The organism is Actinopolymorpha alba DSM 45243 (assembly GCF_000373925.1).
Lineage (GTDB): Bacteria > Actinomycetota > Actinomycetes > Propionibacteriales > Actinopolymorphaceae > Actinopolymorpha > Actinopolymorpha alba.
On sequence record NZ_KB892757.1, the window covers coordinates 137,945 to 151,003 of the forward strand.

Genomic DNA, 13,059 nt, shown 5'->3' on the forward strand with positions numbered 1-13,059 from the left:
GGGGTTGAGCTCTGCGGTGACGGAGAGGGTGAGGTGTCGGGATGACCATCAAGGTCTTCCTCCTGGACGACCATGAGGTAGTCCGCCTGGGCCTGCGACAGCTGCTCGAGGAGGAGACCGACATCCAGGTCGTGGGCGAGGCTTCTACCGCGTCGCAGGCGCGGGCGCGCATACCCGCGCTCCGTCCTGACGTCGCGGTCCTGGATGTGCGGCTCCCCGACGGAGACGGTGTCACCGTCTGCCGGGACATCCGGTCCTCGATGGACCCGCCGCCGGCATGCCTGATGCTGACGTCGTTCTCCGACGACGAGGCGTTGTTCGACGCGATCATGGCGGGCGCGGCCGGCTACCTGCTCAAGCAGGTCAGCAGCAACGACCTGGTGGGCGCGGTGCGCCGGCTCTCGTCCGGGGAGTCGATGCTCGATCCGGCGCTCACGGCCGCGGTGCTCGAACGCCTGCGCAAAGGACCTGACCAGGAGGATCCGAGGTACGCCTCGCTGACCGAACAGGAGCGGCGGATCCTCGACCTGATCGCGGCGGGAATGACGAACCGCCAGATCGCGCAGACGATGTTCCTCGCCGAGAAGACCGTGAAGAACTACGTCTCGGGCATGCTGCGCAAACTCGGCATGGAACGCCGCACCGAGGCGGCCGTGTTCGCGGTGGAGCGCGCCCGAAAGGCTCTCGGCTCGCCGTAGGGCAGGGGAGGTCCCGGTGGCTGAGGAGGCGCGGCCGATCACCGTCGGGGTGGATGGCAGTGCGGGCAGCGCACTGGCGATCCGGTGGGCGATCGACGAGGCGCGCAGCCGACGGGCACCGCTTCGCCTGGTGCATGCGTACCAGATGTCCAGCGTCATCGGGTGGTACCCACCCAGCGACTACGACGTCTACGGCATCAGGCTGGCGGCTGAGGACGTGCTCGCCAGTTCGCTCGCGGAGACCCGCGGACGCGTGGACGACCTGTCGGTGACGGGAACGACCGTCCCCGGCATGCGGGTCGGAGTACTCCTGGACGAGTCCGAACGCGCGAACCTTCTGGTGGTGGGTGCGCGCGGCCTCGGACGGCTGACCGCGACGGCGCTCGGATCGGTGAGCTCGGCGGTGGCGGCGCGCGCGGCGTGCCCGGTGGTGGTGATCCGTGGCCTCCCGTCCCGACCCGACGGACCCGTCGTGGTCGGTGTCGACGGGACCGACCTGTCCGAGGACGTCCTGCAGTGCGCGTTCGACCACGCCAGCAGGTACTCCCTGCCGTTGCGGGCCGTCATGTGCTGGGCGCCTCGCGCCGCTGGGCTGCTCCGCCGGACCCGTGAGGAGCGGCCGCCGGCGGAGGAACGGACCCGGGCGGCGCTGACGATGGCCGAGGCGCTGGCGGGTTGGCAGGAGAAGTACCCCGATGTCCGGGTCGAGCGGCATGTCATCGAACGGCAGCCCGTCGAAGGGCTGCTCGAGGAGTCGCTGCACGCGCGGCTGCTGGTGGTCGGTGCGCACGGACGGCACGCGATCGCCGACACACTGCTTGGTTCGGTGAGCCAGGGCGTCCTGCACCATGCCACCTGCCCCGTCGCCGTGGTGCACGGAAGCCGATAGCCGGGACCATCGTCGGCCGGAGCGGGACTATCGGCCACAGCGCGGTGCGGGATCTCCACCTGATCCTGGGAGTGATCGAACTCCCGGGGCGGCGACCGCCGGCCTCGTGTGGTCTGGCAAGGAGGAAGAATGGCGGAGTTGATTGAGCTGCGTCGCAAGCACGCGGAGTTTGGCGCCGCGCTGGATACTCTCCGGCGAACCGCCGATGAGATGGAGAGCGGGACCAGGCTCGAGCTGTGGGATCGGCTCACCGCCACCGTCGGATTTCTCGTCCACGACCTGCTGCCCTACACCTCGGTGGAGGACGAGATCCTCTATCCAGCCTTGGCAGCAGCGTCGGAGACGTCGACGCCGATCGACGTCCTGCGGGCTGAGCATGTCGAGATCGCGCGGATGACCGGCGAACTGGACGAAGCCCGGCGTTCCCTGCCCTTGGGCGAAAACGGAGCGTGGACGAACCTTCGGCGCCTTCTTTACGGCTTGCATGCCGTGGCTCGCCTCCATTTCACGGTGGAGGACGAGATTGTGCTGCCGTTGTTGGAGTCTGACCTTGACGCGCGGGATGCCGAGGAGATCGCGGACGCGATGCGGGCGGTCGTACATAACACCATGCTGTCGCCTGCCTATCAGGCGTAACCGGATCGCCGAGATCGGGTGGCAGGGCCTTTGGGCCCCGGCCCAGGGTGCCTCGGCCTCTGGGGGCAAGGACGGCGAACGACGAACCTCGAACCATGTCTCGGCGGCATGTCCTGACCTCTGGAGAGGAACGTCGTGTCGTGGACGCGGCGATCCGCGCGCCGTCGGTCCTCAACACGCAGCCGTGGCGATTCGTGTTCAGTGACGACCGTCTGGAGGTCTGGGAGGACCCCGACCGGTTGTTGCCGGACACGGATCCCGACGGCCGGTTCATGGCCGTGTCGTGTGGTGCCGCGGCATACAACGCCTGCCTCGCGATCCGCTCGCTCGGGCACGAGGCGTGGATCCAGGTGCAGCCCCGTCCGCAGTCGGAACACCTCGCGGCCGCCGTCCACATCGGGGTCCGCCGCCCGGTCGCGTCGGAGGACTTCGCGAAGTTCGACATGATCCCGGCCCGCCACACCGCGCGGGGGCCCTACCGCGAGTGGCGGCTGCCGTTCTCCCTCATCACCCGGCTGGAGGAGGCCGCGGAGGCGGAGGGCGCGTACTTTCGGGTGCTCACCACCCACGAGACGGAGCGGGTACGTCACATCATCCAGGCCGCCGAGCAGGTCGAGGAAGGCGAGCGCGATCTCGACCAGGAGATGGCGTCCTGGATCGGGGAGCGGCGGGTCGAGGACGGTATCCCCGCCGCCGCGCTGGGGCCCCGCCCGGTGGACCGGCGCACCCCGGTTCGCGACCTGGATCCGCACGGTCACACCGGCCCGCGCGACCTCGCGACGTTTGAGCGGCGCCCCACTCTGGCCGTGCTGGCGACGCCGGGTGACTCGCACAAGGACTGGGTACGTGCCGGGATGGCGCTGGAGTGCGTCCTGCTGACCGCCGCACTGCACGGCGTCGCCGCGTCGTTCTTGAACGCACCGGTCGAACGTGGTGACCGCGCTCAGCTGCGGTCGACCGCGCTCGGTCTTGAGTATCCGCAAATGGTGTTGCGGCTGGGATATCCGCAGGGTGGCTCGGTCCCGACACCACGACGACCTGCCGAGCAGGTGACCTCGACAGGAAGGTCTCGCCAATGACGTGGCAACCTACCCGGACGCCGATCGTGGTGGGCGTCCCGGGCAGCCGGAGTGTGTCCGTTGAACGGACGGCCCCTCCCGACGGGCCGGTCGGCCTCGGACTTCCGGTGCGCTGGGCGGCGCGGGAGGCGATGCTGCGCGGGGTACCCCTGTGGCTCGTGCACGCCTACCTGGGCGGACGGCGGGCCGCGGCGGGAGGTGCGCAGCGGGCGGTCCACACCCTGGAGCGGACCATGGACCTGCTGGCCGCGGAGTATCCGGAGCTCCCGGTGGCGATGTACGCCCGCTGCGGTGCCACCGTGGCCGCGCTCGCCGACCTGGCGGGCGACGCCGGGCTCGTCGTTGTCGGCCGGGACGCTCATGGCCGGGTCGCCGAGGCGGTGCTCGGGTCGGTCGGCCTGTCGCGGCGGGCGGCGAGCCCGGTGGTCGCCGTACCCACCGAAGCGTCGTACGCCAGCCCGTACGCACCCATCGTGGTGGGCGTGGAGACGGCGACTCCGGCACCGGCAGCCCTCGACTTCGCCTTCACCGAGGGCCTGGCCCGTGGGGTGCCCGTCCGATTCGTGCTGTGCCAGCCGAGCCGGCCGGGGTACATGTCTTCGACGAGCACCACGGAGGTGGCGGCCGCGCTCCGGTCGGCTGTCGCCGCGTACCGGAACGCCTATCCGGCGGTGAACGTGCGCACGGAGGTCGTGGATGGGGAGCCGGACGAGGTGCTCATCAAGGAGTCGATGGATGCCGGGCTGCTCGTACTCGGGCCCGGCCGCGGATGGACCGCCGGCTGGCGGCTTCGCCGGCTTGGGCGGGTGGGGCACGACGTCCTACGACACTCGAGCTGTCCGGTGGTGCTGCTGCGCGCCGCGGACGGTTCGCGCGGCGGCGTGCGCTGTGGCCTCTGACTGTGGTCTCTGACTGTGGCCTCTGACGACGAGGGGGAAGCCATGATGGTCCTGGGGGTTCTGAACGGTGGTGCCCACCCGCGGACGAGTCCGTGAGCGGCCCCGCGCTCCAGCCCGCCACCGGGAATCCCCAGCGGGCGGGGGTGGCTCGCCGCGTCGAGGTACGCGGCACGGTTCAGGGAGTGGGGTTCCGGCCCTTCGTGTCCCGGCTCGCACGTCAACTCGGGCTTGACGGGTCGGTGCGTAACGCGGGTGGCCAGGTGGTGATCGACGTCGCGGGTGCGGCGGAGGTCGTCGCGTCGTTCCTGGAACGGCTCACGGCTGAGGCGCCCGCGCCCGCAGCGGTGGCCGATGTCGCGGTCGCGGACCTCGACGGTGCGGGGCCGGTCGCGGGGAGCGGCTTCCACATCGTGGAGACCCCGATCCGTGCCGGGGACGGAGCCAGTGCGATCGACGGCGACCTCCGGCCCGACCTTCCGCCGTGCGCCGACTGCGTCCAGGAACTCTTCGATCCGCGTGCCCGCCGCTACCGGTATCCCTTCGTGAGCTGCGCAGCGTGCGGGCCGCGCGCCTCGATCGTCGAGGAGCTGCCGTACGAACGGGCCCACACGACGATGGCGGCGTTCCCTATGTGCGCGGCCTGCGAGGCGGAGTACGCGGATCCGACGGAACGCCGCTTCCGCGCCGAACTCCTCGCCTGCCCAGACTGCGGGCCGTCCCTCAGCTGGCGTACTGACCCGTCCGCGGCTGGTGTGCGCACGGGGGAGGAGGCTCTGACGGCGGCGATCGACCTGATCTGCTCGGGCGGGATCGTCGCGGTGAAGAGCGTGGGTGGCTACCAGCTGGTGTGTGATGGCACGCTGCCGCAGACGGTCGCGCGGTTACGTGCCCGCAAGGGACGCTGGACCAAGCCGTTCGCGGTCATGGTGGCCGACCTGGAGGTGGCCCGGTCCCTCGGCGAGCTGACGTACCCCGAGGAACGCCTGATCGGGTCCGCGGCGCGGCCGATCGTCCTCGCGCGGGTCGGCAAGCGGCGGCTGCCGATCGCCGCGGGGGTCAGTGCGGGCTCCAGCCGGATCGGCCTGGTCCTGCCGGCCACACCACTGCACCACCTGCTGCTCCACGGAGTGGACCGGCCGGTGGTCGTGACGAGCGGCAACCGGACGAACGAGCCGATCGTCGTCGACGATGAGGAGGCGACGGAACGCCTGGGGGAGATCGCCGACGGGTTCCTGACCCATGACCTGCCGATCCGCTCCGGGTACGACGAATCCGTCGCGCGGGTGGTCGCCGACCGCCCGGTGCTTCTCCGGCGTTCCCGCGGCCACGTACCGTCGCCGCTGCGCCTACCCGTGGCCGCCCGTCAACCGATCCTTGCGGTGGGCGCGCAGCGCGCCCACACCTTCGCGCTGGCAGACCGGGACCGGGTGGTGCTCAGCCAACCGCTCGAGGACCTCTCGAACGCGATGACGCTCGAGGTCTTCGAGCAGGGCCTGGAGCATCTGTCGCGGCTCACCGGCATCACTCCGCGGGTCATCGCGCACGACCCACACCCTGGTTGTCTCTCCACCCAGTACGCGAGTCGTTGGCCGGCCAGCCAGCGAATCTCCGTACAACACCATCACGCCCAGGTCGCCTCGTGCGCCGCCGAGCACGGCGTGGCCGGCCGGTTCATCGGCATCGCCTATGACGACGGCCTGGCCATGGGCGACGACGGGACGCTGTGGGGCGGTGAGGTCCTGGTCGCCGACCTGCGGGCCTACCGCCGGGTGGGGAGATTCGGCGCCGCACCGTTACCGGGAGGGGAGGTGGCGGTGCGGCGCCCGGCCCGAGCAGTACTCGGTTACCTGCTGGCGGGCGAGCGGCTCGGTGGAGCACCGATCGATCCCGACCTGGTCGACGCGTTCGTCCAGCGGCTGCCCGACCGGGAGGTCGAGACGGTCCGGAAGATGCTGCGGGCCGACGTCAACAGTCCCTTGACAACGAGCGCGGGCCGGCTCTTTGACGCCGCCGCGTGCGTGCTGCGCCTGCGGGAGGACGCGTCGTACGACGGTGAGGCCGCGACCATGCTGGAGGCGGCCGCCCACCACGCCGAGATGGCCGAGGAACTGCCCTGGCGGGTGGTGACCGTTGACGACCTGCGCGTCTACGACCCCACGCCGACGCTCGCCGCACTCCTGGCCGGGGTCGAGCAGGGGCTGCCGATCAGCGCGCTGGCGGCGGCGTTCCACACGACGCTTGCCTCCGTCACCGCGGCGTTCTGCGTGGACGCGGGCCGGGAGACCGGTGTGCGCACCGTCTGCCTGTCAGGGGGCGCCTTCCAGGACGGCCTGCTCACAACGATGGTCATGGAAGCATTGGGCGCGGAGGGCTTCGAGGTTCATGTCAACGAAGCCGTCCCGGCGAATGACAGTGGGGTGAGCTACGGCCAGGCCGTGGTCGCCGCGGCCCGGATAGCCGCGGGATGATGACGCTGCCTTTACTCAAGCCCTCACGCAGACAGCTCGCGACATCGTGAAGGGGAGCGGGAGGCGACTTGGCGGAGATCTCTCGGCTTCTTTGCCGAAACTCCTCCGCCAAGTCATCGGAACCTCGACGGCGATTTCGCATAGTGGGCAACTCTCGACCCAGGCCAAGATCATTTCGGGAAGTGGCCCACGTTCCGCGCAGGGCGTGGGCCACTTCCCCGAAATGATCTTGGTCCGCCGTAGGTTGTCTCACGGGCCGGACTGCTGACGATCTGGTTGATCATGGTCCGGCGACCCCTCAATCAGATCCAGCAACCTGTCCGGCCGGCCGGCCCTCGCATCCCGATCAGGTGAGGCCGGCGGGATTCTCCGGTGCGGGTCCGGCGAGAGGTGGCCGAATGCGACCGACCCCTGGGAATGGCGAAAGACCGTACTTTCCCGGGCCGGTGGCCTCTGACTGCCTCCACGGCGCCCGTGATGGGCTCGTACCCGAAGCGAGGAAGGTGGTGACGACAAATGGCGGCTCGGACGCGGCGCGGTGAACTGACGCGGGCGCTGCCCGAGATTTTCGAGTGGGCGGAGAGCCTTCCCGAGATTTTCGCCATGCCTACCGCCGCCGGCTTCCGCGGTATCAGGGTCGAGGAGTTCCTGGAAGAGGGAGAAGTACGTCGTTCGCGCCGAGCTTCCCGGAATGGACCCTGACAGCGACATCTCGGTCGAGGTCGACAACGGCATGCTGGTGATCCAGGCCGATCGCAAGGAAGAACGCCGGGAGCGCGGGCGTACGGAGTTCCGCTACGGAACCTTCACCCGCAGGGTGGCCCTCCCGGAGGGTGCCGACGAGTCCAACGTGAATGCGCGGTACGACGCCGGAATCCTCGAGGTGACGGTGCCCCTCACCGAGAAGCGCGCGGAGGCGCGCCAGATCCCGGTGCAGCGGACCGGCGGTTGATGCGGGGGACCAGCACCGACCATCGGGGGGCGGTCGGTGCGGCAGGTGCGGCCTCAGGTTTCGAGGCCGCACCTGTTTTCTTTTCCGTACGGCGAAAGGACATTCCCGTGAGTGGGTCCGGACCTGACGACGTGACGCGAGCGAGCACGGACGAGCTCGCGGCCCATCCGTTCCTCGCTGGCATGCCCAAGGACCACGTCGCCCGGCTGGCCGGGCACGCACGCAAGGTGACCTTGACAAAGGGCGACCAGATCTTCGTCGAAGGTGGCGACGCGGACCGGTTCTGGCTCCTGTGGGACGGGCAGGTGCTACTCGACCTCCACGTACCCGGCCGCGGCACGCTGCTGGTCGAAACCCTTGGTCCTGGGGACGTACTCGGCTGGTCATGGTTGCTCGCGCCGCACGAGTGGCGGTTCGGGGCGGTGGCCGCGCTGGACACGAACGCCGTGGAGGTGGTCGCGGCGCCGATCAGGACGATGGCGGAGGAGAACCCGGAGTTCGGCCGAACGATGTACCGCCGCTTCTCCGAGGTGGCCACGGCACGCCTCCAAGCGACCCGGTTGCGCCTGCTCGACGTGTCCGCGGGTACAAGGTCACCCGCCTGACCTGGCGGATGGCCGGGTCGGCTCATGACGTGCGGACCGGCTCGTCCTGACCAAAGGCCCTGCCGGGCCCGCCCGCGGAGCAGTCGAATAGGAGACGGCGAGGGAAGCCCTTCCTTCAGCGCACATGGAAATTCAGAGAAATCTGGAAGACCATGAAGACGCTGATCCGGGTTTCCCTTGTCGTTTGTTTTCGGGCCTTTCCGGTCCGGTCTTGTCTGATCTCCCGCCGGTCTGGCCCATCACGCACGAGGGGGCGACCAAGATGACAACCGCGAAGCGCTGGGACGTTCACATCTTCATCGACGAGGACGAGAGCAAGACGCGGGCGGAGGCAAGACTCGTCATGGGGGACAACACCCAACTGGTGGGTACGGGCACGGCCCGGAGGAACCCTCGCGACATGAATGTGCCAGAGATCGGCGACGAGTTGGCCGTGGCGCGGGCCCTGTCGGAGTTGTCGCACCGTCTCCTGCACGCGGCGGCCGAAGACATCGAGGGCGTCACCCGCCAACCCGCACACCTGGAAGCCTGACAGCATCCAGGAAGCCCGGGAAGGGAAGCCCGGGAAGTTGATCAGCGGTCGCCGATTCGGACATCACCCGGGGGCCATGTCCGAATCGGTCACCGTTGATCAAATGTTGGCCGCAGCCGTTCCCGGATCGGCTTGAGGCGTTCGCCCTGCCTTCGACCCTTCCGCCGGCCAACCAATGAGGTCCAGGCCGGGTGGGGCGCTGAGGTTCGCCGCCCAACCAAGGCAAAGGTCCCTGGCGGGTCCCCGGGGCCCACACCCGACGGAGGTCGGATGGCACTGAGGTAGGCCCTCTTGACCGCACTGCGATGAGCAGCCGAAGGGAGGGATCGGTGCGATGAACACTTACCCGCCGACGAACGCGTCGTACCCCCTGCGGCTGGAGGGGCGTCTCGACCCGGGGCTCAGCCGAGGACTGTGGATCATCAAGTGGATCCTGGCCATCCCGCACTACATCGTGCTGTGGGTGCTGTGGTTCGTCTTCGCGATCCTGACGATCATCGCGTGGTTCGCCATTCTGTTCACTGCTCGCTATCCCCGGTCGCTCTTCCTCTTCAACGAGGGGATCCTGCGGTGGACCTGGCGGGTGTACTTCTACGCGTTCGTGCTCGGCACCGACAGGTATCCGCCGTTCAAGCTGCAGTCGGATCCGAACTACCCGGCCGACCTGTGGATCGACTATCCCGAACGCCTGTCACGCGGACTCATCTTCGTGAAGTGGTGGCTCCTCGCGATCCCGCACTACCTGGTCATCTCCATCTTCACCAGCGGCATGGTCTACGGCCGCTGGCAGGAGTGGGGTGAGTGGGACGGCCACGAACTCTGGTGGGCCCAATGGGGCCGGCCGTGGACGGTGAACTTCGGCCTGATCGGCCTGCTGGTGCTCTTCGCCGCGATCGCCCTGCTGTTCCGCGGCAGGTATCCCTCGTCGATCTTCGACTTCGTGATGGGGATGTGGCGCTGGATCTACCGGGTCACGGCGTACACCCTGCTCTTCCGGGACGAGTATCCGCCGTTCCGGCTCGACCAGGGCGGCGCCGACCCGCCGGTGAGCCCGCGCGCCGAGCCCATCAAGGAGCCATCGGGCTGAGACCAAGGGTCGAACGTCCCCGCCAGTCAGGCTCCAGAGCGGACCTTTTCCTCTGTCCGGATTCGCCCGGGTTCGAAATGTTGGGGGGCACGGCGAGCACGTGACGTTCGTGCTCCGAGCCACCATCGTTTCCTAAGCGGAGGCCATCGCGATGACCACCCGACCTCAGCTGCGCACCCTCGGGCTCAACACCGGAAAGAAGGCGCGGTTGCACCGCATCCTGTTCGAGCACGGCGTCCGTAACGGAACGGCCATCTTCCTGCCGTATGACCAGGGCCTCGAACACGGACCGCGCGACTTCACCGCGAACCCCCTCGCCAGCGATCCCGCCTATATCGTGAAGCTTGCCGTGAAGGGCGGCTTCAACGGCATCGCGCTGCAGGTCGGACTTGCCGAGAAGTTCTACTGGGACTACGCCGGCGAGGTCCCGCTGGTGCTGAAGCTGAACGGCAAGACGGAGATCCCGTCGGATGCGGAGCCCGTGTCGCCCCTGAACGCGAGCGTCGCCGACGCGGTACGCCTGGGCGCGGACGCGGTGGGCTACACGTTGTACGTCGGTTCGCCCGCACAGGAACGCGACTTCGAGCAACTCCATCAGGTCCGCGTCGAGGCGCATGAGTTCGGTTTGCCGCTGATCGTGTGGGCCTACCCGCGTGGCGCCGCCATCGACGCCAAAGGTGGCAAGGACTCCTTCTACGCGGTCGACTACGCGGCGCGAGTGGCCAGCGAGCTGGGCGCTGACATCGTCAAGGTCAACTTTCCCCGGCCGGAGATGCAGGCCGGGGTGCGGTCGGAGTACCTCGGCTCCATCGCCCCGCAGCAGGCGATCGAGTCGGTCGTACGTTCGGCCAACCGCACCTACGTCCTCATCTCCGGTGGGGAGAAGGCCGGCGACGCGGCCATGCTCGACAAGGCCCGGATGGCGATGGAGGCCGGCGCGCTCGGCCTGATCTTCGGCCGCAACGTGTGGCAGCGCTCCTACGACGAGTCGCTGGCATTCGTCGACCAGCTGAAGGAAATCCTCGCGAAGTACCCCGGGGCCTAGGGCGTCGACGGTTCGGACGGTTCGGAAGGCATCGAGGGATCAGGATGATCGACGTCAAGCAGGTTGAGCGGCTGCTGCGTTACCACGACTCTGACGGCGCGCTGGTGTCCGTCTACTTCACGGTTCCGACCGAGGCCGCCGGGCTGCGTGAGTTGTCCGTACGCCTGGACGGCCTGCTCGCCTCGATCGAGCCGCCGCCAGGCGTGCCGGAACGCTCCCGGCACGCGGTGCGCCTGGCGGTGGAGGAGGCCAAGCGCGCCGTACGGGAGGCGGTCACCGAGCACGTCCGTGACTGGCTCGGGCACGGGGTGGCGATCCTGCACTCGGGGATGCTGCGGGTGCACGAGAACCTGCCCGTCTGCCGGAGCGTTCCCGACCGCGTGGTGGTTGGTCCACGCCCGTACCTTCGTCCGCTCCTCGCGGCCGTGCGCGAATGCCGGCCGTACCACGCGGTGGTGGTCGACCGTCGCAACGCCTGGGTGTTCCGGATCGACGGGGACAGCATCGAGCCGGTCAGCCGCCTGGTCGGTAAGGGTCTGCGGGACCCGTCCCACGCGGGCTGGGCCGGGCTGGAGGAGTACCGCGTACGCCAGCGCGCGGCGGAACTCGCCCGCCGGCACTACCGCTCGACAGCCTCGACCCTCGACGCGCTGCTCCGCGACAACGACCGCGAGTTCGTGGTCGGCGGGCACGAGGTCAGCATCGTGGAGTTCATCGGGCTGTTGCCGGACTGGCTGCGGCAGCGGGTGGCGGGGACGTTCGTGGTCGACCCGCACACGATGACCTCCGGTGAGCTTCGCGAGCGCTGCGAGCAGGCCCGGGGACAGGCCAGCGAGGAACGCGAGCGGCGGCTGCGGGCCGAGCTCGCCGACCGTGAGGCCGGTGGCCGGGCGGTCAGCGGCCTCGAGCGGTGCGCGGAGGCGGTGAGCCAGTCCGATGCGGAGCTCCTGGTCGTCAGCGGCGACAACGTCGTACCCGGGTACGTGTGTGACGCCTGCGGGCAGCTCGTCGTCGACGAGACGGAGGTGGGGGCGGGCCTTCCGTGCCCACGGTGCGGGAAGCAGGCCAGGTTGGTGCCCGACATCGTGGACGAGATGCTGGCCCGGGTGATGCTGCAGCGCGGGCAGGTGGAGTTCATCGCGGGGGAATCCCTGGACGGTACGTGGATCGGCGCGATGCTACGCCGGCGCCTCGTCCGGCAGGGGGCCGAGGAAGTGACCTGACAGCTCGTCGTACGCCGGTGCCGACGGTTCGCGGACGAGAGCCACCGGACAGCTGGCCCGGCGCAGGACGCCACGGGCGATCGCACCACGGAGCGGGGTCGGGTCGCCATGCCCGCCCAGGACGAGCAGGGACGCTCCGGCACTGCGCTCGGTGAGCGCCGAGACCGGGTGGGCACGTTCGCAGACCGTGCTGACGTCGACCTTGGGATACTTCTCCCGCCACGGCGTGAGCGTCGCGGCGAGCATGCGGCAGAACTCCACCTGCCGGCGACTGATCGCGCCCTCCGCAGCGTCCGGGCCGAAGGCGTCGGGGCTGGGCAGGTCCCACGCGCTGACGACTACCAGCGGCGCCGCGCGCACGCCCGCGGCGTCGAACGCGAACGCCAGCGCCGCCTCGCTGTGGGACCGCGGGTCCAGGCCGACGAGCACCGGACTCGTACCTCCATCGTCTGGCCGCCACTCCGGTGGAACCACGACGAGCGGTATGCGCAGGCGGACAGCGAGGGCCATCGATGTCGAACCCAACACGAAGCTCGCAAGACGACTCCTCCCTCGACGGCCGACCACACACATCTGCGCCCTGGTGGTGAGGTCGATCAGAACCTGGCTCGGCCGGCCCTCGTGGAGAGCCGTGCCGACGACGAAGCTCGCGCCGCGGCGATCGCCGAGATGGGCCCGCGCCGCCGCGAAGACCTCCGTGCCCTCGGCGTACATCTCCGCCATGTTCGACTGCGGCCGGGCCAGCGTACGGCGTCCGGCCAGCTCGAACGCATAGACCATCCTGACCGGCGAATCACGCCGGGCGGCCTCCTCGACGGCCCAGTCCAGGGCACGAAGAGAGTTCTCGGAGCCGTCCACGCCCACGACCAGGGCAGGCCTGGCGAAAGTACGCGGCATGTGGGAGTTCCTCCCTGTGACCCTGTCTGCGTACCCCTGCGTACATCTG

12 protein-coding genes and 1 pseudogene are annotated in these 13,059 nt (G+C 69.4%); 12 read left to right on the top strand and 1 reads right to left on the bottom strand.

Features of this window, described 5'->3' with window-relative positions; genetic code table 11:
- The first annotated feature begins 41 nt into the window (after positions 1 to 41).
- From B141_RS0118210 to B141_RS49395, 12 genes and pseudogenes are all read left to right on the top strand, one after another.
- Positions 42 to 698 (top strand): response regulator, encoded by a 657-nt coding sequence (locus B141_RS0118210; protein ID WP_020576617.1) that lies wholly within the window; start codon positions 42 to 44, stop codon positions 696 to 698.
- A gap of 16 nt (positions 699 to 714) precedes the next feature.
- Positions 715 to 1,587: a universal stress protein gene (locus B141_RS0118215; RefSeq protein ID WP_020576618.1), complete on the top strand. Its 873-nt coding sequence runs from the start codon at positions 715 to 717 to the stop codon at positions 1,585 to 1,587.
- 129 nt (positions 1,588 to 1,716) lie between these two features.
- Positions 1,717 to 2,223: a hemerythrin domain-containing protein gene (locus tag B141_RS0118220; RefSeq protein ID WP_020576619.1), complete on the top strand. Its 507-nt coding sequence runs from the start codon at positions 1,717 to 1,719 to the stop codon at positions 2,221 to 2,223.
- Positions 2,224 to 2,318: 95 nt separating this feature from the next.
- Positions 2,319 to 3,302 (top strand): Acg family FMN-binding oxidoreductase, encoded by a 984-nt coding sequence (locus B141_RS41375; protein WP_157181097.1) that lies wholly within the window; start codon positions 2,319 to 2,321, stop codon positions 3,300 to 3,302.
- On the top strand, positions 3,299 to 4,201 hold the full coding sequence (locus tag B141_RS0118230; protein WP_020576621.1) for a universal stress protein: 903 nt from the start codon (positions 3,299 to 3,301) through the stop codon (positions 4,199 to 4,201). Before B141_RS41375 ends, B141_RS0118230 begins: the two co-directional genes overlap by 4 nt.
- 92 nt (positions 4,202 to 4,293) lie before the next feature.
- Positions 4,294 to 6,669, top strand: a complete 2,376-nt coding sequence (gene hypF / locus B141_RS0118235; RefSeq protein ID WP_020576622.1) for a carbamoyltransferase HypF — start codon at positions 4,294 to 4,296, stop codon at positions 6,667 to 6,669.
- A gap of 664 nt (positions 6,670 to 7,333) precedes the next feature.
- Positions 7,334 to 7,621 (top strand): annotated as a pseudogene (locus tag B141_RS47565) (Hsp20/alpha crystallin family protein); the annotation flags it as partial.
- A gap of 107 nt (positions 7,622 to 7,728) precedes the next feature.
- A complete protein-coding gene (locus B141_RS0118245; protein WP_020576625.1) occupies positions 7,729 to 8,226 on the top strand; it encodes a cyclic nucleotide-binding domain-containing protein in 498 nt (165 codons plus the stop codon).
- 262 nt (positions 8,227 to 8,488) lie between these two features.
- Entirely contained in the window at positions 8,489 to 8,758 is a 270-nt protein-coding gene (locus tag B141_RS0118250) for a DUF1876 domain-containing protein (RefSeq protein ID WP_026257338.1), read from the top strand.
- 334 nt (positions 8,759 to 9,092) lie between these two features.
- Positions 9,093 to 9,845, top strand: coding sequence for a DUF4389 domain-containing protein (locus tag B141_RS0118255; protein ID WP_020576627.1), 753 nt, complete (start codon positions 9,093 to 9,095; stop codon positions 9,843 to 9,845).
- Positions 9,846 to 9,996: 151 nt separating this feature from the next.
- Positions 9,997 to 10,890 carry a class I fructose-bisphosphate aldolase gene (locus B141_RS0118260; RefSeq protein ID WP_020576628.1) on the top strand — a complete coding sequence of 298 codons (894 nt, stop codon included), beginning with the start codon at positions 9,997 to 9,999 and terminating at the stop codon, positions 10,888 to 10,890.
- Positions 10,891 to 10,934: 44 nt separating this feature from the next.
- Complete coding sequence (locus B141_RS49395) at positions 10,935 to 12,113, top strand: baeRF10 domain-containing protein (RefSeq protein ID WP_020576629.1); 1,179 nt, start codon at positions 10,935 to 10,937, stop codon at positions 12,111 to 12,113.
- Here B141_RS49395 and B141_RS0118270 read toward each other — a convergent pair.
- Positions 12,069 to 13,010 (bottom strand): universal stress protein, encoded by a 942-nt coding sequence (locus tag B141_RS0118270; protein ID WP_020576630.1) that lies wholly within the window; start codon positions 13,008 to 13,010, stop codon positions 12,069 to 12,071. The two genes, B141_RS49395 and B141_RS0118270, sit on opposite strands and share 45 nt — an antisense overlap.
- Between the last annotated feature and the right edge of the window lie 49 nt (positions 13,011 to 13,059).

Bases quoted from the DNA above. Each gene is read 5' to 3' on its own strand.
- B141_RS49395 (WP_020576629.1), top strand. From the start codon at position 10,935: ATGATCGACGTCAAGCAGGTTGAGCGGCTGCTGCGTTACCACGACTCT.
- B141_RS0118220 (WP_020576619.1), top strand. From the start codon at position 1,717: ATGGCGGAGTTGATTGAGCTGCGTCGCAAGCACGCGGAGTTTGGCGCC.
- B141_RS0118230 (WP_020576621.1), top strand. From the start codon at position 3,299: ATGACGTGGCAACCTACCCGGACGCCGATCGTGGTGGGCGTCCCGGGC.
- B141_RS0118270 (WP_020576630.1), bottom strand. From the start codon at position 13,010: ATGCCGCGTACTTTCGCCAGGCCTGCCCTGGTCGTGGGCGTGGACGGC.
- B141_RS41375 (WP_157181097.1), top strand. From the start codon at position 2,319: ATGTCTCGGCGGCATGTCCTGACCTCTGGAGAGGAACGTCGTGTCGTG.
- B141_RS0118250 (WP_026257338.1), top strand. From the start codon at position 8,489: ATGACAACCGCGAAGCGCTGGGACGTTCACATCTTCATCGACGAGGAC.
- B141_RS0118260 (WP_020576628.1), top strand. From the start codon at position 9,997: ATGACCACCCGACCTCAGCTGCGCACCCTCGGGCTCAACACCGGAAAG.
- B141_RS0118210 (WP_020576617.1), top strand. From the start codon at position 42: ATGACCATCAAGGTCTTCCTCCTGGACGACCATGAGGTAGTCCGCCTG.
- B141_RS0118255 (WP_020576627.1), top strand. From the start codon at position 9,093: ATGAACACTTACCCGCCGACGAACGCGTCGTACCCCCTGCGGCTGGAG.